Below are 20,844 nucleotides of genomic sequence, written 5' to 3' on the forward strand. Positions count from 1 at the left end.
CAAAAATCTGGGCCTTTGTAAAGACCATCCCACGCTTTTGTAAATTTTAGTAAACATTTTCCCGCTCCGACGGGGCTTTTTTACGGGGCCGCGGCAGGTTTTTGTGTGTTTTTTACGTTTTATCGTATCTTGCGCCCTGCACCAAATGTTTGCGAAGGTTTTACCAAACCATGGACGACAGCCCCCCGCCCCATGCCGTATGATAACACACGGGCGCAGAAAGCGCCCCCAACCCATGTGTTACCAGAGGGGGAGACAGAATTTTCTATGGCTGAAATCGTATTGAAAGATGTTTGCAAGGTCTTCGAGAAGGACCAGTATGCGGTGAGCAACTTCTCGCTGCATATCCGGGACGGTGAGTTCATCGTCTTTGTGGGGCCGTCGGGCTGCGGCAAGTCCACCACCCTGCGGATGATCGCCGGCCTGGAGGAGATCACCAGCGGCGAGCTGTGGATCGGCGACCGGCTGTGCAACTACGCCGAACCGGGCGAGCGGGACCTTTCCATGGTGTTCCAGAACTACGCCCTCTACCCGCAGATGTCGGTGTACGACAACATGGCCTTTGCTTTGTCGGTGCGCAAGGTGCCTAAAAAGGAGATCCGCCAGCGGGTGGAAGCCACCGCCGGGATGCTGGGCATCTCCCACCTGCTCAGCCGCCGTCCGGGGGCTCTCTCGGGCGGGCAGAAACAGCGGGTGGCCATCGGCAGTGCCATCCTGCGGCGGCCCAACGCCTTCCTGATGGACGAGCCGCTGTCCAACCTGGACGCCAAGCTGCGCAGCCACATGCGGGTGGAGCTGGCGGCGCTCCACCACAAACTGGGCACCACCACCATCTACGTCACCCACGACCAGACCGAGGCCATGACGCTGGCTGACCGCATCGTGGTGATGAAGGCGGGCTACATCCAGCAGGTGGCCACCCCGGTGGAGCTGTACAATCGCCCCACCAACATGTTTGTGGCGGGCTTCATCGGTTCCCCCTCCATGAACTTCCTGAAAGGCAAGGTGGGCCGCGCCGGGGACGGTGCCGCCTTCCTTACCGAGGCGGGGCAGATCTTCCCGCTGACCGCCGCCCAGGCCAAGGTGCTCTGGCCCCAGTACGACAACCGCGCCCTGGTGCTGGGCATCCGGCCCGAAGATCTCTACACCGCCCCGGAACACGCCGGGCGGCTGTACGGCAGGATGGAGGGCATCGTCACCGCCTGCGAGGGGCTGGGCTCCGAGGCCATCCTCCATCTGCAGACCGGCGACGGCGAGTTTGCCGCCCGGGTGCAGCCCGACCACGGCGCCGCGGAGGATCAGGCGGCCACCCTCTACCTGGACATGGAGAACGCCCACTTCTTTGACGGCGAAACCGAACAGAACATCTTTTACCAGTGGAGGAACGAAGCATGAAAGCCTTAGCGGAAAAACTCAAGGGCGCCAGCCCTTATGCCTACCTGATTCCCTGCTTTGCCATCTTCGCCATGTTCCTGTTTTATCCCTTTGTGAAGACCATCTACCTGAGCTTCTTCCTCACCGATAAACTGGGCCGTGCCAAGATCTTTGTGGGGGCGGAAAACTACTCCGACCTGCTCACCTCGGAGAGCTTTTACAACAGCATCTTTGTGACGCTGATCTTCGTGGTCATCGTGGTGTTCGGCAGCATGCTGCTGGGCCTCATCGCGGCGGTGCTCTGCAGCAAGACCTTCCCGGGCATCCGGGCCTTCAGCACCGCCTACGCCCTGCCCATGGCCATCGCCTCCAGCGGTGCGGCCATGATCTTCAAGGTCATCCTCAACCCCACCATCGGCCTGTTCAACAAGATCACAGGCCTTGACATCAACTGGATCAGCGATCCCCGCTACGCCCTGATCTGCGTGGCGGTGCTCACCGCCTGGCTGAACAGCGGCATCAATTTTCTCTACTTCTCGGCGGGGCTGGGCAACATCGACGAGTCCATCTACGAGCGCGCCTCGGTGGACGGCGCCAACGCCTTCCAGAAATTCTTCCGCCTGACCCTGCCGGGTCTGAGCCCCATCATGTTCTACACCCTGGTGGTCAACATCATCCAGGCCTTCCAGTCCTTCGGCCAGGTCAAGATCCTGACCCAGGGCGGCCCCGGCGAGTCCACCAACCTCATCGTCTATTCCATCTACCGCGACGCCTTCTTCAACTACAAGTTCGGCAGCGCGGCGGCCCAGTCCGTGATCCTCTTCCTCATCATCATGGCACTGACGCTGGTTATGTTCAAGATCGAAAAGAAGGGAGTCAAATACTGATGGATACCTCCGCTGCCCTGCACGCCCCCGCCACACTGACCCGGGGCCGCTATTCCAAAGAAGAACTGCGGGAACTCCACCGCCGCATGGGCCTGGCCGCCCTGCGCCGCCGACGCATCCGCACCGGCGTGCTCATCACGCTGAACGTGGTGATGGCCCTCTTCATCCTCTTCCCGCTGCTCTACGCCGTCAGCGTATCGCTGATGCCCGGCGAGGAGCTCTTCACCATGGAGATGAACCTGCTGTCCAAACATCCCGATTTCGGCAACTATCTGCGCGCCTGGACCCAGGTGCCCCTGCTGCGGTTCGTGCTCAACTCCTTCCTGGTGTCGGGCTGCATCACGGTGGGCCAGATCATCACCTGCTCCCTGGCCGCCTTCGCCTTCTCCTTCCTCAACTTCAAGGGCAAGAACGTCCTCTTCATGCTGGTGATGGCCACCATGATGGTCCCCGGCGAAGCCACCATCATCTCCAACTACCTGACCGTCAGCTCGATGGGCATCCTGGACAGCTACCTCGTTCTCATCCTGCCCTCCCTGACCTCCGCCATGGGCATCTTCCTGTTCCGCCAGTTCTACATGACCTTCCCCATGTCGCTGTATGAGTCCGCCAAGCTGGACGGCTGCTCCAACCTGCGGTTCATCGTCAGCATCCTGCTGCCCCTGACCAAGTCCGCCATCGGCGCCATGTCGGTGTACACCTTCATCAACGCCTGGAACATGTACATGTGGCCTTTGCTGGTCACCGGCTCCCAGGAGATGCGCACCGTCCAGATCGGCATCAGCATGCTGGACAACACCGACGCCCAGTCCATCACCCTGATGATGGCCGGTGTGGTCTCGGTGATCATCCCCAGCATGGTCATCTTCATCGCGGGCCAGAAACAGCTGATCCGGGGCATGTTCTCCGGCGCCGTGAAAGGCTGATTGTGCCGAGCCGGTGAAATTTCACCGTTTCGTATAGATTTATCGAGGGAAACGTACTACTATAGGAGTGTGTAAGCAGATGAAATCGAACAAAGTTCTCACCGGCCTGATGGCCGCCGCCCTGGTCGCCGTGCCGCTGGCCGGCTGCAGCGCCCAGGCTACCGAAACCGCCACCGCCGATACCGCCTCCACCGCTGCCGCCAGCGAAGCCGAGGCCGCAGCCGCCCTCATCGGGGACGACTTCAACACGCTGGATACCAATGGCGTCAAGCTGACCTTCTGGCATTCCATGGGCGGCGTCAACGGCGAGGCCATGACCGCCCTGGTGGACAAGTTCAACCAGGAAAACCAGTACGGCATCACGGTGGAGGCTGTCTACCAGGGCAGCTACGATGACGCCATCAACAAGCTGAAGAGCGCCCAGATCGGCAACATGGGCGCCGACCTTGTGCAGATCTACGACATCGGCACCCGCTTCATGATCGATTCCGGCTGGGTGGTGCCCATGCAGCAGCTCATCGACGCCGCCGGGTACGACGCCTCCCAGATCGAGCCCAACATCGCCGCCTACTACACCACCGACGCGGGGCTGTACTCCATGCCCTTCAACTCCTCCACCCCGCTGCTATACTACAACAAGGATATGTTTGACGCCGCCGGCATCACCGAGGTGCCCACCAGCCTGGAGGGCATCGCCGCGGTGGGCGACCAGCTGAAGGAAAAGGCCGGCACCCAGGAAGTGCTGGCCATGAGCGTCTACGGCTGGTGGTTCGAGCAGTTCCTGAGCAAGCAGGGCCTGGAGATGGTGGACAACGGCAACGGCCGTACCGCCCCCGCCACCAAGGTGGTCTTTGACGAGAACGGCGGCGCCCTGAACATCCTGAACGCCTGGAAGGAGCTCTACGACGGCGGCTACGCCCCCAACGTGGGCCGCAGCGGCAGCGACACCGCCACCACCGACTTCACCTCCGGCAAGGCGGCCATGATGCTGGGCTCCACCGCCTCCCTGAAGCAGGTGCTCCAGGATACCGGCGACTCCTTCGAGGTGGGCACCGCCTACTTCCCCGGCGTCAGCGATGCCGATGAGGGCGGCGTCTCCATCGGCGGCGGTTCGCTGTGGGCGCTGAACAACAACGACCCCGTCAAGCTGGCGGCCACCTGGCGGTTCATCGAGTTCCTGATCTCGCCGGAGTCCCAGGCCTACTGGAACGCCCAGACCGGTTACTTCCCGGTGACCACCGCCGCGGCCAATGAGGATACCTACAAGCAAAACATGGAACAGTATCCCCAGTTCCAGACCGCCATCGACCAGCTGCACGCTTCGGCGCCCCAGTACGCCGGCGCCCTGCTCAGCGTCTTCCCCGAGTCCCGCCAGATCGTGGAGACCGAGATCGAGGAGATGCTGAACGGCACCCAGTCCCCCGAGGAGGCCGTGGCTGCCATCACCGAACAGGTCAACGACTCCATCGAGACTTACAACCTGATCAACGGATAAAACCAAGCACCCACCGGGAAAGGCAGCGGCTTTTCCCGGCTTTTGTGACGGAAAGGAAGCTACAAACTATGAAACAGGTACAGGTTTACGCCCACCGGGGCGCCAGCGCCTACGCGCCGGAAAACACGCTGCCCGCCTTTGCGCTGGCCATGGAGCAGGGTGCCGACGGCATCGAGCTGGACATCCATCTGACGAAGGACGGCGAGCTGGTGGTCATCCACGACGAGAAGGTGGACCGCACCACCAACGGCACCGGCCTGGTGAAGGACTACACGCTGGCCGAACTGCGGGGCCTGTGTGCCGACAACGGCATGGAGGGCTTTTCGGAGGCCCGCATCCCCACCCTGCGGGAGGTGCTGGCCCTGGTGAAGCCCGGCAACATGATGGTAAACATCGAGATCAAGACCGGCATTCTGTGGTATGACGGCATCGAGGAGAAGGCGCTGCGCCTGGTGCAGGACATGGGCATGCAGGACCGGGTGATCTGGTCCTCCTTCAACCACTACAGCATCGAGAAGGTGCGTAGTCTGTCCCCCCAGGCCGAGACCGCCTATCTCTTCGGCGACATTATCTGCGACGTGGAAAAGTACGCCGCCGCCCACGGGGTGCGGGGGCTGCATCCGGGACTGTACAACGTAAAGATGGCCGACCTTTTGCAGCGGTATCTTGCCAGCGGGCTGGCCGTGCGGGTCTGGACGGTGAACGGGGCGGACGATCTGCGCTGGCTGATGGAAGAGGGCGCCGATGTCATCACCAACGACCCCAGACTGGCGCTGGAGATCCGCCGCGGCCTCACGGCGAGCAACGCATGAACAAGCGGCTCTTTCTTCTGGACATTGACGGCACCATCTGCCGGGGCAACGCCCTGATCCCCGGTGCCGGGGACTTCCTGCAGGCCATCCGGCGCAGCGGCGGGCAGTATGTCTTCATCACCAACAATTCCACCCGCAGCACCCAGGACTACATCCGGTTTTTCCGCACGCTGGGGGTGCCCAGCGATGAGCACAACTACCTCACCGCCGGGACCACCACCATACGGTATCTTCAGGAGCACTATGCCGGGCAGCACATCTACGCCCTGGCCACCGATTCCTTCCTGAAGGAGTGCCGCCACAGCGGTCTGCAGATCACCACCAATGCCCGCGACAAGGCCATCACCTGCGTGCTGGTCTCCTACGACAGCGCCCTGACCTACGAGAAGATCAAGGATGTATGCTTGCTGCTGACCACCCGCCGGGTGGACTACATCGCCACCAACCCCGATCTCGTCTGCCCGGTGGATTTCGGCTATCTGCCGGACTGCGGTGCCATCTGCAACATGATCGAGACCGCCACCCACCGGCGGCCCAAATTTCTGGGCAAGCCGGAACCCGCCATGGTGCAGTACGCCCTGCAGGCTGCCGGCTGCGCCCCCGGGGAGGCTCTGGTGGTGGGCGACCGCCTGTACACCGACATTGCCTGCGGTCTGCGGGCCGGGGTGGACACCGCCCTGGTGCTCAGCGGCGAGGCCACCATGGCCGACGTGCAGGCCAGCACCGACAAGCCCACCTGGATTTTTCCCTCGGTGGCGGAGCTGCAGCAGGCCTTTCTGCCGGATGCCGCCCACGAGCGGGCGCTTTTCACCATGCCCCCTGCCCATCTTGCCGCCAACGCATGACCGGCCTATAGACAAAGCACCCCCGCCGCCGCGGAATTCCGCGGCGGCGGGGGTGTGTTGTAACCAGAAAAATTCACCGGCGCGCCCGGCGCAGCACCAGACCGATGACGAGGCCTATCACGGCGGGCACCAACCAGCCGAAGCCCGCCTTGCAGAGGGGCAGCCAGGTTTCGGCCAGGGTCACGACCCCCTCCAGGTGGAGCACCGCCCGGGTGCCCTCCGGCAGGGTGCGCAGCAGGTCGGCCAGCGCCGCCACCGCCGTGCAGCCAATGGTCCAGCGCAGCACCGTGGGGTGGTTGCCGAAGAGCCGCCCGCCCAGCGTGAGCAGGATCAGCACGATGGACAAGGGATAGAGGAACATCAGCACCGGGGTGGAATAGTTGAGGATGGCGTTGAGGCCCAGGTTGGCGATGAGGAAGGAGACGGCGCAGAAGATCACCGCCCACACCCGGTAGCCGGGGCCTTTGGGGAAGAGTTCCACGAAGGTTTCGCTGCAACTGGTGATAAGCCCCACCGCCGTTTTGAGGCAGGCGATGGTGACGGTGGCCGCCAGGATCAGTGCGCCGGCGGCGCCGAAATAGTGTTCGGCGATCTGGGCCAGTGCCTCGCCGCCGTTGGCCGCCGCCGGGAAGGCCCCGCGGCTCTGGGCGCCCACCACCGTGACCAGCAGGTAAATGAGCGCCATGAGCAGCGAGCTGAATACTCCCGCCAGCACCGTGCTGCGGGCCACCTGGCCGGGCTCCTCCACCCCCAGCCCCCGGATGGCATTCACCACGATGATGCCGAAGGCCAGGCTGGCCAAAGCGTCCATCGTGTTGTAGCCCTCCAGCAGGCCGGTGGCCAGCGCCGCCCCGGCGTAGCTGCCGGAAGGTTCAATGGCGGACACCGCCCCGAGAGGCGCCGTCAGCGCCCGCAGCACCAGCACCGCCAGGAAGGCCAGGAACAGCGGGTTGAGCACCTTGCCCACCCAGGTGAGGATCTCGCCGGGGCGCAGCGAGAAAAAGAGGACCGCTGCAAAGAACACCAGCGAGAAGACCGCCAACGCCAGCGTCTGACCGGTTTCGGGGAGCATCCGCTGGATGCCCACCGTATAGGAGACGGTGGCGCAGCGGGGAATGGCGAAGAAGGGCCCGATGGTCAGGTAGAGAAGACAAGTGAAGAAGAGGCCGTAGCCCCGGCTCACCCGGCTGCTCAAGCCCAGCAGGCCTTCCGCCCGGCTGATGCCCAGCGCCGCCACCCCCAGCAGGGGCAGTCCCACACCGGTGACGAGAAACCCGGCCGCGGCCAGCCAGAGGTTGCGCCCCGCCAGCTGGCCCATGGAGGCCGGAAAGATCAGATTGCCCGCCCCGAAGAACAGGCCGAACAGCATGCTGGCCACCGCCAGCAGCTGCCGTAGGGTCAGTTTTTTCATACTCCTGTTTCCTTTTCCACACGTATTGAGAGGTATGCCTCATTATAGCGTGGCCGGGCGTCGGGGTAAAGACAATCATGCAAATCTTTACAGAAAGCCGGAGGACGGGCGTCCTCCGGCTTTTGGGTCATTCGTCGGTTTTTTCCTCATCGTCGGGCAGGGTGCGCACGCCGAACAGGAAGTAGAACACATGCCCCACCCAAACAAAGGCCAGCACGATGCGGCCCACGGCGACGGCATCCATGGCCAGGAAGGCCGCCGCCATGAACAGCGTGACGGTGACCATGATGCGGATCTTGGCGCGGCGGGTCATCCCCCGTCCGGCGGCCAGGTCGGCCAGGTTCTCCCGGTAGAGGCGGGTGCCCCTGAACCAGCGGTCCAGCCGCTGGCTGCTGCGGCCGAAACCGTAGGCCGCCAGCAGCAGAAACGGCACAGAGGGCAGCACCGGCAGCACCGCGCCCAGGGCGCCCAGGGCCAGGCCCAGACTGCCCAGCAGTAAATACATCAGTTTGCGCAAAGGCATGGTAGAGGCTCCTTTCGGTTGTAGGGTGGCGTTTGTCAGCTCACCCGGCCGTTTTCCACCGAGTAGACGGTGTCGGCGATGCCCATGGTGAACGCCCGGTGGGAGACCAGCACCACGGTGCGGTTGCCGTGCTCCTGTTCCAGCGCCCGCAGGATGACCGCCTCGTTGAGGCTGTCCAGGTTGCTGGTGGGTTCATCCAGTAAGAGGAACGGCGCATCGTGCAGGAAGGCCCGGGCCAGACCCAGCCGCTGCCGCTCCCCGCCCGACAGGGTATTCCCCAGCTCGCCCACCGGGGTGTCGTAGCCCTGGGGCAGCGCCGCGATGAAGTCGTGGACCGACGCTTTTTTGCAGGCCTCCACCAGCTGGGCATCGGTGGCGTCCGGCCTGGCGATGAGCAGGTTGTTGCGGATAGAATCCCGGAAGAGATGGGTCTCCTGGGTGACGAGGGCCTGCATCCGGCGCAGATTTTTCGTGTTGATGGCCTCCACGCTGCGGCCCGACAGCTGCACCCGGCCCTGCTCCACCTGCCAGAACCGCAGAAACAGCTTGAGCAGGGTGGATTTGCCGCTGCCCGATTTGCCCACAATGCCGATGGTCTGGCCTGCCGGCACCGGCACCGTCACATCCCGCAGGATGGTATCCTCCCCGTAGCCGAAGGTCACCTTCTCCGCCCCGGCCCCCGCGAAGGTCACGTCGGGCTGGCCGTGGATATCCCGGGTGAGCGGCTCTTCCTCCAGCAGGTCCAGCACCCGGTTGCCGGCGGCAAAGGTGTTCTGCAGGGTGGCGCCCAGGCTGGCCAGCGCCACCACCGGGCCGAAGGAACTCATGAGGGCCAGGGGGGGGCAGAACCACCCCGGCGAAATCCACCGCCCCCCGCAGATAGAGGGCCGTGGCCGCAAACAGCATGGCCAGGTCAAAGCCCCAGAGGATCAGCTGTGTGGCGGCGGTGCCCCGGCCCGCCGTGCGCTTGAGGCGTTCCTCCCGGCGGGAGAGTGCCTCGGTGCGGTCCTGCATCTGCTGCAGCCGGGCCGCCCCGGCGCCGTACTGCAGAATTTCCGGCAGACCACGCAGACTGTCCAGCACAAACCCGGCCAGGGCGCCTGCCTCGTTGCGCAGCCGCAGCCCGTCGGGACCGCTGGCCCGGGATACCGCCAGCGGCACCCCGATGCCCACCACGGCGTAGGCGGTCAGTGCCAGCGCTCCCAGCAGCGGGTGAAAGCTGCCGATGAAAGCGGTGAGAATGGCGCTGAAGAGCACCGCGATAAGCACCGGCGAGATGGTGTGGGCGTAGAACACCTCCAGCAGCTCAATGTCCGAGGTGATGACGGCGATCAGATCCCCCTTCTCCCGCCCTTCCAGCTTGGCCGGGGCCAGCCGCCGCAGGGCGCGGAAGACCTTGTCCCGCAGCAGGGCCAGCAGCTTGAAGGCAATGAAATGATTGCAGGCCTGCTCACCGTAGCGCAGCGCCGCCCGCAGTACCGCCAGCACCCCCAGGATGCCGTAGCCGCCCAGCACCGTCAGAAAGGTGGCGCAGAGGTGGCCGATCAGCCCCATGGTGACAGCCAGCGCCATATATCCGGCCAGCGGCCGCACCAGACCCACGAGCCGGGCCATCACGGCGAATCCGCTTCGCTTCATGCCGATACCTCTTGTTTTGTGTAGTGTTCCAGCTGCTGCTGGGCGTTCCAGAGTTTCGCGTAGGCGCCACCCTTGGCCAGCAGCGCGGTGTGGGTGCCCGCCTCGGCCACCCGGCCCTCCTGCAGCAGGCAGATCTGATCGGCACCGGTGACGTTTGCCAGCCGGTGGGAGATGAGGATCACCGTTTTGGTGCGGGCCAGCGTGCGGATCAGCGCCATGATGTCGTTCTCGCTCTCCACGTCGATGTTGGAGGTAGCCTCGTCAAAGAGATAGACCGGGCTGTCGTGGAGCAGCGCCCGGGCCAGGGCCAGCCGCTGGCACTGCCCGCCCGAAAGGTTGGAGGCTTTCTCGAGAAGCGGGGTGTCCAGCCCCTGTTCGGCCCGCAGAAAGTCCGCCAGCCGCACCTGTTCCAGCACCGCCCAGAGGGCTGCGTCGTCGGCGTCGGGGGCGGCCATCCGCAGGTTGTCCCGGACGGTACCCTTGAAGAGATAGCTGTTGTGGGAGAGGTAGGTCACCGCACCGGCCAGGCTCGCCTCGTCCAGTTCCGCCAGCGGCACGCCGCCCAGCGTGATGCGGCCCGTCCGGGCATGGCGGCGGCCGGTGAGCAGCGCCGCCACGGTGGATTTACCGCAGCCCGATTCCCCCACCAGGGCCGTGAAACTGCCCCGGGGGAACTTCATCGTCACATTCTGCAGGATGGGTCGGGCCTCGTCGTAGGCGAAGTCCACCCCCTCCAGGGCCAGCGTGCAGTCCTCCGGCACCGGGCGGGTGCCCCGGGGCGGTTCCGGCGTGTCCAGCAGCCGGAAGATCTTCTCGCTGGCCGCCATGCCGTTCATCGCCACATGGAAGAAGCTGCCCAGAAGCCGCATGGGCAGGAAGAAATCCGCCGCCAGCAATAAAATCATCAGGCAGCCCTGCAGGCTGACCGCCCCCGCCGCCAGACGGCTCACCGCCAGCACCATGCCGGCCGCCGCGCCGCCGTAGGCGATCAGGTCCATGATGGTGATGGAGTTGAGCTGCATGGTCAGCACCCGCATGGTGATCCTGCGGAAGGCCTCGGCCTGGGCGTTCATCTCCTGGTTCTTTCGCTCGTCGGCCTCGTAGATTTTCAGGGTGGTAAGGCCCTGGAGATTTTCGAGAAAGGTATCCCCCAGGGCGGTGTACTGGCCCCAGTAGCGGCCCAGCAGCTTTTTGGCCCAGGTCTGCACCGCCGCGATGGCCGCCGGGATCAGCGGCACACAGACCAGCAGCACCGCCGCCGAGGGCAGGTCGATGGGTGCCAGCACCGCAAACAGCGTCAGCGGCGCCAGCATGGCGTAGAAGAACTGGGGCAGATACTGGCCGAAATAGATCTCCAGCTGGTCCACCCCCTCCACGGCCACCTGGACCACCTCGCTGGTGCGCACCGATTCCCGGTAGGCGCTGCCCAGCCGCAGCAGCTTTTCGTAGATCATCCCCCGCAGCCGGGCTTTCACCGTCCGGCTGGAAAGATAACTCATCCGGGCCGCTCCCACGGCGCAGCCGAACCGCACGGCCAGGGCCGCCACAGCTAATCCCGCCGTGGCCGCCAGGTCGCCGGGCACCGCCGTTCCCGCCCACAGCCGGGCCAGCAGACGGCAGACCGCCGTCACCATCCCGATGTTGGCCGCCAGCGCCAGCCACTGCAGCGCCACGTTGGCGGCGATATATTTGCGGCTTTCCGGCACGGTGGAAAGCAGACGTTTGTCCATCATCATGGTCAGACTTCCTCCTTCCGGCGGCGCCGCCAGGCAAACACAAAGATATGAATGGCCAGGAAAAACACGCAGGTGATGGAGATCGCCTTGTGCAGCGCCAGCACCAGCGGGATTTCCGCAAAGATCAGGCTGAGCAGCCCGCTGCCGAAGGCCAGCAGGATGCCGCCCAGCATCGCCCACCGTTTGGAGCCCATCTTTTTGCGGTAGATCAGGACATGGACCAGGCAGAGCAGCAGGAACACCGCGCTGGCCAGCTTGTGGACAATGATGCCGGTGAGGGGCACCAGCAGCGTGAGGATGAAACTGGCCATAAGCAGCCAGGAAAGCGCTTTTTTCATGGGAAGCCAACCTTTCTTTCCGGAAGGTTAGTTTTCTCTAACATATGGATCGTAAAAAAGCCGCCGCAGAATTAGTGGCAGCTAACTTGTGACAGGATACCAGATTTCTTGCCGCCTGTCAACCCCCGCCCGGGGTTTGTGTGGAGACGGGCACGGCTTTTCCGGAAGGACGGCCCCCGGTTTTCCCAACGGGATCTTCCCCTCTCCTTTTGTGCAAAAGGCAAGGCCCGGTCCCCCAACAGGGGCCGGGCCTTGCCGCATGCAAAAGAAAACGGAGATGTCAGCAGATTCAGTCCTCACACAGCCAGGGCAGGATCTCGCGGATGGTGCGGTCCCAGTAATCCCACTCGTGGCCGCCTTCGCCCTCCACAAAGGGAACGTCGGCGCCCATGGAAACCAGCCGCTCATGCACGGCTTTGTTCATACCGTACAGGAAATCGCTGCGGCCGCAGGCGTGGTAGAGGGCCGGCACGCAGCCCTTGGCGCGGTCGGTTTCGTACAGGGCAAAGAGGTCCGCCTTGCTGCCCGCCAGATGTTCGGGGTCGGCAAAGACGTTTTCCCAGGGGAAGGGGCTGTCGATGACACCCTGCTTGCCCTGCTCGTAGGTGGCCACGATGTCCAGCGCACCGGACATGGCAGCCGCCTTGCCGTAGAGGTCGGGACGGGACAGGGCCAGGAACCAGGCACCGTAACCGCCCATGGAGAAGCCCGCCACATAGGTCTTTTCCCGCTTGTGGGTGACGGGGAACAGATGCTGGACCAGGGTGGGCAGTTCCTCGGTGAAGAAGGTGAAGTAGGGGTTGCCGTGGGCCATGTCCTGGTAGAAGCTGTTTTCCGCCGAGGCCATGATCAGCACCACGCCGTACTGCTGGGCGTACCGCTCGATGTTGCTGAAACGGCCCCAGGAAGCATAGCTGCCGTAGGCACCGTGCAGCAGGTAGATCACCGGGAATCCGTCGCCGTCGGCACGGCTCTTGGTCTGCTGGTCGGTGACCTGCTCGTTGCCCTCGGGGGTGGGGACCACCGCATTGAAGGTCACATTCTGTTTGAGGGTCGTGCTGAAGCAAGTACAAGTCAAAATCGCCATGACGCTTATCCTCCTGTTGCTGTTCAAATGGTTTTTCTTCCAGTATACGCAAATTGCCAACCGCAGGCTATACGCAAATTGCCCTTCTTTTGGGGATGTTTAACATTTTTTGCTCAATATTGACTAAAAAATTGAGGATTGTTTCCCGAATTTGACCGGTGATAAAAATCACAAAAATGGCAATATACGTCAAACTTCCCGGGCAGAACTAGCAATTTCGGTGTAGTGCCAAAAGCCCGCACGGACTACAATGATAACATAAAAAGTCTGCCGGACCAACCGGGTCCCGCAGGCAAAAGGGAATCATGTTTCGGAAAGGAAGTATGCCCATGAAAGTTTGTACGCATGTGAACGAGATTCGCCGGGAAGGCGCCGTCGTCCGTATCCTGACGGACGGGGTGGAGTTGCGGGTCCTGCTGCTGACCGACGACATCGTACGCATCCGCGCCGGCTTTGACGGTGACTTTGCGGAGGAATCCTACACGCTGGTAACCACCGCCTGGGAAGACCGTCTGGATGGCTTTATGAAGGACATCCGCAAGCGCATCGAACCCGCCGCCTGCACGCTGGAGGACGGCGCCGACAAGGCGGTGCTCCAGGGCACCAAGCTGCGGGTGGAGATCGAGAAGGACCCCTTCCGCATCTGTGTCTATGATGCCGAGGGCACCCAGCTCCACGCCGACATTGTGGACCTGGCCTACCTGGAGGACAGCAACCACCGCCGCATCCACACCAGCGAGATCTCGCCCCGGGATTGCTTCTACGGCTTCGGCGAAAAGACCGGCCGCTGGAACAAGGCCCAGAAGTTCATGGGCATGAGCCCCAAGGACGCCATGGGCTACGATCCCCAGGAGACCGACTCGCTGTACAAGCACATTCCTTTTTACATCAAGCTCAACCGGGACACCCGCAAGGCGGTGGGATATTTCTATCACAACACCTACGAGTGCGACTTTGATATGGGCCGGGAGAAGAGCAACTGCTGACTGGCGGTTGCTGCGCCGAACGATTTTTATATCATGGTGGGGACAGGGCATAACGGGTTCCTCCTTCCTGTGGTTAATTGGATGGGGTGGCGGTTTACCACCTCATTTTGGGCAAAAGAAAAGCAGGAAACCGTTTCTGATTTCCTGCTCGGTGATGCCGCTAGTGGGCGGCGGGTATTCAGTTTTGAAAGCCTCGGTTAGAGCGGTTCGATTATTTTTCTTTCGACATAACAAAGTTAGTAAGAAAAATCCCTTGTCTTTCTACTTCCTGTCGTTTTACAACTTTATATCCTCTTTTTTCAAAAAAAGGTTTTGCAGTAATAGACGCATGAGTTGTGATATTTCCCTCAACTGCTTGTTCTAATTGGTTACAAATAGCCGTTGCAATTCCTTTTCCCTGATAGTCAGCATGAACAAACAAACGATCAAGGTATCCAGTGCTGTCTATATCTCCAAAGCCTACGATGACATCATTTTCAACAGCAACTATGCTGTAATGCTCTTGAAGCGATTGATTCCATTTTTCTAAATCCACTTGTCCAGTTGCCCACACATTCAGTTGCTCTTTGGTATAATCTTTTGCATTGACGGTGTGTACTGTGTTATAAAACAGTTCCGTTATTTCTTTGCAATCTGTTTGTTGATACCTTCTAAGATTCACTTTTCCATTCCTCCAATTGCCGATTTGTTATTGATTTTATTATATATCATCCAGCAGGGTAAATATATCCCATCAGGCCGGTCATTCGATTGGAATAATCCATCGATGAACTGACTTAATCATAGCTCATTTTTGAACCCTTTCCCGTATGTCCAGAAAGTAGGAATACCGCCCCAAAATCGAAAATTTCCACGATTTCGGAACGGTATGGTATAATGGTTATATATGCTCGAAAACCACATGGAAAGGGAGTGACAAATCGATGAAAGACCATGTTTCTTTGCAGGAACGCTTGAAAGATTTACGGGTGGAAAAGGGCTTGAAGCTGGAAGAATTGGCGGAAAAGACCGGCATTTCAAAATCTGCTTTAGCCAGCTATGAAAATGAAGAAAACCGAAATAAGGAAATCAATCACGGCAACCTTATCACATTGGCAGACTTTTATGAGGTGTCCATTGACTATCTGTTCTGCCGGACAGAAAACCGGGAACAGATCAACCCCCCCCTGTCTGAACTGCATTTGACAGATGAAGCCGTGGCACTTCTGAAAAGCGGACGGATCAATACCCGGCTGCTGTGCGAGATGATGTCCCACGAAAAATTTGTGGAGCTGATGGCTGACGCAGAAATCTATGTGGACGGAATGGCCACCATGCGGTTCCATGACATCAACAGTGCGCTGGCCGCCGTCCGGGCAATGATACTGGAAGAACATCCCGAAGCCGCCGCAGACCGTTCCCTGAAAATTCTGGAAGCAGGTCAGATAGGGGAAGAAGATTTTTTCTGCCATGTGACACACAAAACATGGGACGCTATCTTTCACGATATACGCAAAGCCCATGAGAACGACATGGAGAGTGCGCCGGATACCACGCCCGCCGATGAACTGATAAAGGAAGTCCGAAAGGCCATGCAATCCACCGGCGACAGGGTGCAGGAGTTTCTGGAAATCTTCTGCAAGGCGTTCCAATTGAAATACAAGCGGCTTACAGACGAAGAAAGAACAACCCTGAAAAGGCTCTTCAAAAGATCGCCGCTGATTAAAAATTCCGGGATTAACTTCCGGCGCAGGCCGTGGAAATGAAAACAGCCGTTGCGGGATCGGCTCCTGCAACGGCTGTTAGTTTTTGGGGGTTAAACTCTTATCATAGTATCTCTACAAACTGGATTTATATTTTTTTCTGCAAATAAATCATATCTATCAGTTGAGTACCTGCTTCATATATTGGATGGTCATAATTATCCGTGAAGAAGTCTTTAATGCTATGCGAACGAATAAATCCACACTTCTCATAAAAAGGGATTGTCGACGGACTATCCCCTGTGCCAACTTGTAATGTGGAATATTCTCCTTTGTATGTCGTAGCAACAAAGTCAATGAGTGCTTTACCGTAACCCTTTCCCTGATATTCTGGTTCAGTTGCAATATTTTTGATTTCAAGAATACCGTTTCCTTCGTCTGTTACTACACATTCGCACTTAACTCCATCATCGTCCAAAACATACATTGTCCCTTTATCAAGATACCTGTTTATCATATCCTCCTGCTCATCTGCTAATAACAACAATGGGAGAAATTGTTTTTTATTTTCCTTGATTTCTTTAATTTTCATATCAACACGCTCTCTAAATTCCGATTTGTTTTATTCTTAGATTTGATTATTTTCATTCTGCTCCAATTCAATCACATCTAAAATGCCACAATTCAGGGCTTCGCAGATACGCAGCAGCGTTTCCATGCTGATATGTTTTCCCTTACCCATATTGGCAATCATATTTGTAGTCAGACCAGCGTCAAGCCGCAAGTCCTCTTTTCTCATGCCGCGCTCTTTCAAGGTGTTCCATAGTGGCTGATAGCTAATGTGCATAGGCTTCCTGCCTCTCTTTCCATCATTGAGTATTCTGCACCCATTATAGCAGAAATCTTGTGTTTTCACAATATTTCTTGACTGCACCACCGGTTCCGTCTGGATTGTGCTTTTCCTTTCTCCACTTTTATTACATCTAATTAGCCATGAGCTGGGTCATGGCCTACACCGGCATCCCCAACGCCATCAGCAATGCCATCATGTCTGTCTCTGACAACAAGTATGTCATCCTGCTGCTCATGAACGTGGTGCTGCTCATCGTGGGCACCTTCCTGGACATCACCCCCGCCTGCCTGATCTTCACCCCCATCTTCCTGCCCATCGTCACCAGCCTGGGCATGAACCTGGTCCAGTTCGGCGTGGTGCTGACCTTCAACATGTGCCTGGGCACCATGACCCCGCCCGTCGGCTCGGTCCTGTTCGTCTCCTGCGGCATCAGCAAGCTGCCCATTGAAAAGGTCATCCGCACCCTGATCCCCTATGTGGTGGCGGAAATCATCCTGCTGTTGCTGGTCACCTACATTCCGGCCATCTCCCTGGCGCTTCCCACGGCGATGGGTCTGGTCTGATCGTTTTGTTCCCGTGCAGGCCGGAGCCCGTGGCTCCGGCCTGCTGCTTTGCATTTGCAGAAAGATCCATTTTGTGTATAATGGGGACACTCCCTGAAAAACGGCGCACCCGCGCCGGAAAGGAACCACACCATGGTCGACAAGGCAGCATTTTTCATGGCGGAGGGCAGGCCCTTTGCCAGCGAGCGGATTGCGGCGTCAACGACAACATGGTCCGCTCCCACTACCATGAATTTTTCGAGATCTATTACCTGGAGCAGGGCCGCCGCCAGCACATCATCGAGGACAGCCAGTACATTCTCCAGCCGGACGAATTCATTATTTTCCCGCCCTTCGTGATGCACCACTCCTTTGAGGAAAACGATGTGCCTTTCCGGCGGCTGCTGCTCTACTTCAACCCCGAAGTCATCCGTTCGCCCCAGATCCTGCGCACCCTCAGCGAGCGCGCCCGGGTGTACAAACTGCCCCGGGCCCAGAGCGCTCCCATCTACAGCCTGATGAAGGATATCCTGCAGGAACAGGAGCGGGACGACCTCTATTCCCGGGAACTCATCACCCTGATGGTCAACGCCCTGGCCCTGCAGCTGGTGCGCAGTTCCGACGACACTGCCCGCCCCGAACAGCGCAACCGCGTCACCGACATCATCAACTATCTGCACGAGCATTTCACCGAGGATATCACGCTGGAACAGCTGGCCAACCATTTCTACATCAGCCAGTACCATCTGTGCCGGGAGTTCAAGCGGTACACCAGCAGCACCATCGTGCAGTACATCCACAACCTGCGGGTGCTCCACGCCCAGCGACTGCTCCAGGAATCCGACTACTCCATCACCGAGATCAGCAAGCGGGTGGGATTTTCCAACGTGACCCACTTCAACCGGGTCTACAAGTCGGTGACCGGCATGTCCCCCTCCCAGAACAAACTGGTGTATCTCAAGCGGGGCAAGCCCGCCGACCTGGGCATGCTGGAATCTGTCCGGGATGAGATGACGGTGGGCGATCTGTGCCAGCTGGCACCGCTCAAGACGCTCTCCCCCTATCTGTTCACCCACATGTCGGAGGATATGTGGAGCCGCAAGCTCTCCGCCTTCGGGCTGGAAAAGTGCGCCATTCCCCAGGCCCCGGGCGCCTTCTGCCAGGCCGAGCGGGCCGGCACCTTCCGCATCCTGGACGTATACAGCCGGGAGGTCAGCCGCCCCGACGAAGGGGAATGAACTTTTTTGACGGAATCCATTGACGCCGTCCCCGCAAGGGACTATAATACAACCAAACAGAACAACCGGGGGAGCTTGTGTGGACAGGCTGAGAGGAAGGAATCACCTTCGACCCTTACACCTGATGCGGATAATGCCGCCGTAGGAAGTCGTGGTAGATTGTACTTTTTCCGGGAGGCACCGTAACAGGTGCCTCCCGATTTTTTTGTGGATTTTACCGGCAAAGGAGGCAAAAGAGGCTCCGCGGGCGGTGCCGCGGCGGGCAGAGGGGGAGCGCCCTGTGTTCCGAAGGATACAGCGATGGGAAGCCGTGTTCCGGCGTGAGAGGAGGCCAGCGAGCCTCGACCGCTTTTCCGTGCGCGGGGGTATCTTCCTCTGCGTTTTTTCCGCGGGGAAGGGTCGCTGTACGCCTTTTCCGCCCCGTTCTACAAAGGAGTTTTTACGATGAAACACGCAAACATCCACAAACTGGCCCTTGCCGGCATCTTCTGTGCCGTCGCCGTGGTGGGCAGCCTCTTTTCCTTCCCCATGTTCGGCAGCAAATGCGCCCCCATCCAGCACATGGTCAACATCCTCTGCGCCGTGCTGCTGGGGCCCTGGTACGGCATCGGCGTGGCCTTTGTGGCCAGCCTGATCCGCAACCTGACGGGTCTGGGCAGCCTGATGGCCTTCCCCGGCAGCATGTTCGGCGCCCTGCTCTGCGGCCTGGCCTACGCCGCCACCCGCAACCTGCCCCTGACCCTCATCGCCGAGGTGTTCGGCACCTCCGTGCTGGGCGGGCTGTGCGCTTATCCCGTGGCCATCCTCTTCATGGGCCAGGCCGCCGGTGATATCGCCTTCTATGCCTACATCGTGCCCTTCCTGATCTCCACCGCCGCCGGCTCCATCCTGTCCGGCATGCTGGTCTACGCTTTGCGGGGCACCGGGGCCCTCGGCCGCATGCAGAAATCCCTCTCCCACTGAAAAGGAACCGCCTTATGTTTGCTCCGCTGCTCCAGAATCTACGGGACCGCCGTCCGCTGGTCCACGCCATCACCAACTACGTCACCGCCAACGACTGCGCCAATCTGCTGCTGGCCTGCGGCGCCTCCCCCATCATGGCCGATGAGCCGGAGGAGGCCCCCGAAATCACCGCCCGGGCCGCCGGGCTGGTGCTGAACCTGGGCACGCTGCACCGCACCACCATCCCCGCGCTGCTGGCCTGCGGCCGCACCGCCAACGCCCGGGGCATCCCCGTGGTACTGGACCCGGTGGGGGTGGGCGCTTCCCGCTTCCGTCGGGATACCGCCCTGCGGCTGCTGCGGGAGGTGCGGTTCACCGTCATCCGGGGTAATCTCTCCGAGATGGAGACGCTGGCCCGGGGCCAGAGCGGTGCCCCCGGCGTGGACAGCACCGACCGCGTCACCCCCGACAATCTGGACGCCTGCTGCGCCCTGGTGCGGGACTTTGCCCGCCGCACGGGGGCCGTGGTGGCCATGAGCGGCGCCGTGGACCTGGTCAGCGACGGGGACAAAGTGTTCTGCATCCGCAACGGCCACCCCATGATGGGGCTGGTCACCGGCACGGGCTGCCAGCTGTCCTGTCTTGCGGGGGCCTTTGCGGCAGCCAACCCCGGCCAGCCCCTGGAAGCCGCCGCCGCGGCGGTCTGTGCCATGGGACTGTGCGGCGAGATCGCCCACGCCCGGCTGGGTCCGCTGGACGGCAGCGGCAGCCTCCGCACCTACCTGCTGGACGCCGTCTGCCGCCTGACCCCCGACCAACTGGAGAAAGGAGCCCGTTATGCACTTCGATAAAGACCGTCTGCGGCTTTACGCCGTCACCGACCGCAGCTGGCTGCACGGCCAGACACTGCGCACCCAGGTGGAGGCCGCCCTGCAGGGCGGCGTGACCTGCGTGCAGCTGCGGGAAAAGCAGCTGGACCGGGAGAGCTTCATCCATCTGGGGCGGACCATCGGGTGTCTCTGCCAGCGGTACGGCGTGCCGCTGATCATCAACGATGACCTGGAAGTGGCTCTGGCCTGCGGCGCCGACGGCGTCCATGTGGGGCAGGACGACCTGCCGGTGGAGGAAGTCCGCCGCCGGGTGGGCGACAAGATGATCGTGGGCGTGTCGGCCCACAACCCCGAGGAAGCCCGCCGGGCCTTTGAAGGCGGCGCCGATTATCTGGGCGCCGGGGCAGTGTTCGGCAGCACCACCAAGACCAATGTGACGGCCCTCTCCCACGAAACGCTGCGCGCCATCTGTGACGCCGTGCCCATCCCCGTGGTGGCCATCGGCGGCATCACCCGGGAGAACCTGCCCCGGCTGGCCGGCACCGGCGTGGCCGGGGTGGCGGTGGTCTCGGCCATCTTTGCCGCCGACGACATCACCGCCGCCAGCCGGGAACTGCGCGCCCTCTCGGACGCCATGACCCAAAACCACTGAACCCCCGCGGCAGACCGGGGGCACCACTCTCTGCCGCGTTACAAAAG

At 60.8% G+C, this 20,844-nt stretch carries 21 protein-coding genes, 1 pseudogene and 1 riboswitch; of the genes and pseudogenes, 13 read left to right on the top strand and 9 right to left on the bottom strand.

Features of this window, described 5'->3' with window-relative positions:
* Positions 1–267 precede the first annotated feature (267 nt).
* The 6 genes from ugpC to ABGT73_RS10435 all read left to right on the top strand — a co-directional run bounded on the left by ugpC (position 268) and on the right by ABGT73_RS10435 (position 6,339).
* Positions 268–1,395 carry a sn-glycerol-3-phosphate ABC transporter ATP-binding protein UgpC gene (gene ugpC, locus ABGT73_RS10410; protein ID WP_346669640.1) on the top strand — a complete coding sequence of 376 codons (1,128 nt, stop codon included), beginning with the start codon at positions 268–270 and terminating at the stop codon, positions 1,393–1,395.
* Positions 1,392–2,261 (top strand): sugar ABC transporter permease, encoded by an 870-nt coding sequence (locus tag ABGT73_RS10415; protein WP_346669641.1) that lies wholly within the window; start codon positions 1,392–1,394, stop codon positions 2,259–2,261. The genes ugpC and ABGT73_RS10415 overlap by 4 nt, the downstream gene beginning before the upstream one ends.
* Entirely contained in the window at positions 2,261–3,187 is a 927-nt protein-coding gene (locus tag ABGT73_RS10420) for a carbohydrate ABC transporter permease (protein ID WP_346669642.1), read from the top strand. The genes ABGT73_RS10415 and ABGT73_RS10420 overlap by 1 nt, the downstream gene beginning before the upstream one ends.
* A gap of 79 nt (positions 3,188–3,266) precedes the next feature.
* On the top strand, positions 3,267–4,682 hold the full coding sequence (locus ABGT73_RS10425; protein ID WP_346669643.1) for an ABC transporter substrate-binding protein: 1,416 nt from the start codon (positions 3,267–3,269) through the stop codon (positions 4,680–4,682).
* 68 nt (positions 4,683–4,750) lie between these two features.
* Positions 4,751–5,494 (top strand): glycerophosphodiester phosphodiesterase, encoded by a 744-nt coding sequence (locus ABGT73_RS10430; RefSeq protein WP_346669644.1) that lies wholly within the window; start codon positions 4,751–4,753, stop codon positions 5,492–5,494.
* Positions 5,491–6,339: an HAD-IIA family hydrolase gene (locus ABGT73_RS10435; RefSeq protein WP_346669645.1), complete on the top strand. Its 849-nt coding sequence runs from the start codon at positions 5,491–5,493 to the stop codon at positions 6,337–6,339. The genes ABGT73_RS10430 and ABGT73_RS10435 overlap by 4 nt, the downstream gene beginning before the upstream one ends.
* Before the next feature lie 73 nt (positions 6,340–6,412).
* On the opposite strand, the gene brnQ is transcribed toward ABGT73_RS10435, so the two are convergent.
* The 6 genes and pseudogenes from brnQ to ABGT73_RS10465 all read right to left on the bottom strand — a co-directional run bounded on the left by brnQ (position 6,413) and on the right by ABGT73_RS10465 (position 13,072).
* Positions 6,413–7,750, bottom strand: a complete 1,338-nt coding sequence (brnQ, locus tag ABGT73_RS10440; protein WP_346669646.1) for a branched-chain amino acid transport system II carrier protein — start codon at positions 7,748–7,750, stop codon at positions 6,413–6,415.
* A gap of 127 nt (positions 7,751–7,877) precedes the next feature.
* On the bottom strand, positions 7,878–8,273 hold the full coding sequence (locus tag ABGT73_RS10445) for a YbaN family protein (RefSeq protein WP_346669647.1): 396 nt from the start codon (positions 8,271–8,273) through the stop codon (positions 7,878–7,880).
* Positions 8,274–8,308: 35 nt separating this feature from the next.
* Positions 8,309–9,911: pseudogene (locus tag ABGT73_RS10450) on the bottom strand (ABC transporter ATP-binding protein).
* Positions 9,908–11,644, bottom strand: coding sequence for an ABC transporter ATP-binding protein/permease (locus ABGT73_RS10455; RefSeq protein ID WP_346670328.1), 1,737 nt, complete (start codon positions 11,642–11,644; stop codon positions 9,908–9,910). The pseudogene ABGT73_RS10450 and the gene ABGT73_RS10455 overlap by 4 nt, the downstream one beginning before the upstream one ends.
* Before the next feature lie 5 nt (positions 11,645–11,649).
* Positions 11,650–11,985 carry a heme transporter CcmB gene (locus ABGT73_RS10460; RefSeq protein WP_346669648.1) on the bottom strand — a complete coding sequence of 112 codons (336 nt, stop codon included), beginning with the start codon at positions 11,983–11,985 and terminating at the stop codon, positions 11,650–11,652.
* 289 nt (positions 11,986–12,274) lie between these two features.
* On the bottom strand, positions 12,275–13,072 hold the full coding sequence (locus tag ABGT73_RS10465; protein ID WP_346669649.1) for an alpha/beta hydrolase family protein: 798 nt from the start codon (positions 13,070–13,072) through the stop codon (positions 12,275–12,277).
* Between the two features lie 329 nt (positions 13,073–13,401).
* On the opposite strand from ABGT73_RS10465, the gene ABGT73_RS10470 reads away from it, so the two are divergent.
* Complete coding sequence (locus tag ABGT73_RS10470; RefSeq protein WP_346669650.1) at positions 13,402–14,058, top strand: hypothetical protein; 657 nt, start codon at positions 13,402–13,404, stop codon at positions 14,056–14,058.
* A 211-nt stretch (positions 14,059–14,269) separates the two neighbouring features.
* Here ABGT73_RS10470 and ABGT73_RS10475 read toward each other — a convergent pair whose 3' ends face one another.
* A complete protein-coding gene (locus ABGT73_RS10475) occupies positions 14,270–14,719 on the bottom strand; it encodes a GNAT family N-acetyltransferase (RefSeq protein WP_346669651.1) in 450 nt (149 codons plus the stop codon).
* 262 nt (positions 14,720–14,981) lie between these two features.
* Between ABGT73_RS10475 and ABGT73_RS10480 the strand changes: the two genes are divergently transcribed.
* The gene (locus tag ABGT73_RS10480) at positions 14,982–15,803 is read left to right on the top strand and encodes a helix-turn-helix transcriptional regulator (RefSeq protein ID WP_346669652.1); all 822 of its coding nucleotides are present in this window, start codon (positions 14,982–14,984) and stop codon (positions 15,801–15,803) included.
* An 85-nt stretch (positions 15,804–15,888) separates the two neighbouring features.
* Here the strand turns inward: ABGT73_RS10480 and ABGT73_RS10485 are convergent, their stop codons facing one another.
* Positions 15,889–16,332 (bottom strand): N-acetyltransferase, encoded by a 444-nt coding sequence (locus ABGT73_RS10485; RefSeq protein ID WP_302201318.1) that lies wholly within the window; start codon positions 16,330–16,332, stop codon positions 15,889–15,891.
* A 36-nt stretch (positions 16,333–16,368) separates the two neighbouring features.
* Positions 16,369–16,620 carry a helix-turn-helix transcriptional regulator gene (locus tag ABGT73_RS10490; RefSeq protein WP_346670329.1) on the bottom strand — a complete coding sequence of 84 codons (252 nt, stop codon included), beginning with the start codon at positions 16,618–16,620 and terminating at the stop codon, positions 16,369–16,371.
* Positions 16,621–16,733: 113 nt separating this feature from the next.
* On the opposite strand from ABGT73_RS10490, the gene ABGT73_RS10495 reads away from it, so the two are divergent.
* The 5 genes from ABGT73_RS10495 (at position 16,734) to thiE (ending at position 20,797) form a co-directional block, all read left to right on the top strand.
* Positions 16,734–17,156, top strand: coding sequence for a TRAP transporter large permease subunit (locus tag ABGT73_RS10495; protein WP_346669653.1), 423 nt, complete (start codon positions 16,734–16,736; stop codon positions 17,154–17,156).
* A 209-nt stretch (positions 17,157–17,365) separates the two neighbouring features.
* Entirely contained in the window at positions 17,366–18,373 is a 1,008-nt protein-coding gene (locus ABGT73_RS10500) for an AraC family transcriptional regulator (protein WP_346669654.1), read from the top strand.
* A 57-nt stretch (positions 18,374–18,430) separates the two neighbouring features.
* Positions 18,431–18,540, top strand: a riboswitch (TPP riboswitch).
* A gap of 235 nt (positions 18,541–18,775) precedes the next feature.
* On the top strand, positions 18,776–19,336 hold the full coding sequence (gene thiW / locus ABGT73_RS10505) for an energy coupling factor transporter S component ThiW (RefSeq protein ID WP_346670330.1): 561 nt from the start codon (positions 18,776–18,778) through the stop codon (positions 19,334–19,336).
* Between the two features lie 14 nt (positions 19,337–19,350).
* A complete protein-coding gene (thiM, locus tag ABGT73_RS10510) occupies positions 19,351–20,166 on the top strand; it encodes a hydroxyethylthiazole kinase (protein ID WP_346669655.1) in 816 nt (271 codons plus the stop codon).
* On the top strand, positions 20,153–20,797 hold the full coding sequence (thiE, locus tag ABGT73_RS10515) for a thiamine phosphate synthase (RefSeq protein WP_346669656.1): 645 nt from the start codon (positions 20,153–20,155) through the stop codon (positions 20,795–20,797). The genes thiM and thiE overlap by 14 nt, the downstream gene beginning before the upstream one ends.
* Positions 20,798–20,844 lie beyond the last annotated feature (47 nt).

This window comes from uncultured Subdoligranulum sp., assembly GCF_963931595.1.
Taxonomy (GTDB): domain Bacteria; phylum Bacillota; class Clostridia; order Oscillospirales; family Ruminococcaceae; genus Gemmiger.

Bases quoted from the DNA above. Each gene is read 5' to 3' on its own strand.
- ugpC (WP_346669640.1), top strand. From the start codon at position 268: ATGGCTGAAATCGTATTGAAAGATGTTTGCAAGGTCTTCGAGAAGGAC.
- ABGT73_RS10445 (WP_346669647.1), bottom strand. From the start codon at position 8,273: ATGCCTTTGCGCAAACTGATGTATTTACTGCTGGGCAGTCTGGGCCTG.
- ABGT73_RS10435 (WP_346669645.1), top strand. From the start codon at position 5,491: ATGAACAAGCGGCTCTTTCTTCTGGACATTGACGGCACCATCTGCCGG.
- brnQ (WP_346669646.1), bottom strand. From the start codon at position 7,750: ATGAAAAAACTGACCCTACGGCAGCTGCTGGCGGTGGCCAGCATGCTG.
- ABGT73_RS10495 (WP_346669653.1), top strand. From the start codon at position 16,734: ATGAGCTGGGTCATGGCCTACACCGGCATCCCCAACGCCATCAGCAAT.
- ABGT73_RS10500 (WP_346669654.1), top strand. From the start codon at position 17,366: ATGGTCCGCTCCCACTACCATGAATTTTTCGAGATCTATTACCTGGAG.
- ABGT73_RS10485 (WP_302201318.1), bottom strand. From the start codon at position 16,332: ATGAAAATTAAAGAAATCAAGGAAAATAAAAAACAATTTCTCCCATTG.
- ABGT73_RS10415 (WP_346669641.1), top strand. From the start codon at position 1,392: ATGAAAGCCTTAGCGGAAAAACTCAAGGGCGCCAGCCCTTATGCCTAC.
- thiE (WP_346669656.1), top strand. From the start codon at position 20,153: ATGCACTTCGATAAAGACCGTCTGCGGCTTTACGCCGTCACCGACCGC.
- thiM (WP_346669655.1), top strand. From the start codon at position 19,351: ATGTTTGCTCCGCTGCTCCAGAATCTACGGGACCGCCGTCCGCTGGTC.
- ABGT73_RS10420 (WP_346669642.1), top strand. From the start codon at position 2,261: ATGGATACCTCCGCTGCCCTGCACGCCCCCGCCACACTGACCCGGGGC.
- ABGT73_RS10455 (WP_346670328.1), bottom strand. From the start codon at position 11,644: ATGATGGACAAACGTCTGCTTTCCACCGTGCCGGAAAGCCGCAAATAT.
- ABGT73_RS10465 (WP_346669649.1), bottom strand. From the start codon at position 13,072: ATGGCGATTTTGACTTGTACTTGCTTCAGCACGACCCTCAAACAGAAT.
- ABGT73_RS10430 (WP_346669644.1), top strand. From the start codon at position 4,751: ATGAAACAGGTACAGGTTTACGCCCACCGGGGCGCCAGCGCCTACGCG.
- ABGT73_RS10470 (WP_346669650.1), top strand. From the start codon at position 13,402: ATGAAAGTTTGTACGCATGTGAACGAGATTCGCCGGGAAGGCGCCGTC.
- ABGT73_RS10425 (WP_346669643.1), top strand. From the start codon at position 3,267: ATGAAATCGAACAAAGTTCTCACCGGCCTGATGGCCGCCGCCCTGGTC.
- ABGT73_RS10480 (WP_346669652.1), top strand. From the start codon at position 14,982: ATGAAAGACCATGTTTCTTTGCAGGAACGCTTGAAAGATTTACGGGTG.
- ABGT73_RS10460 (WP_346669648.1), bottom strand. From the start codon at position 11,985: ATGAAAAAAGCGCTTTCCTGGCTGCTTATGGCCAGTTTCATCCTCACG.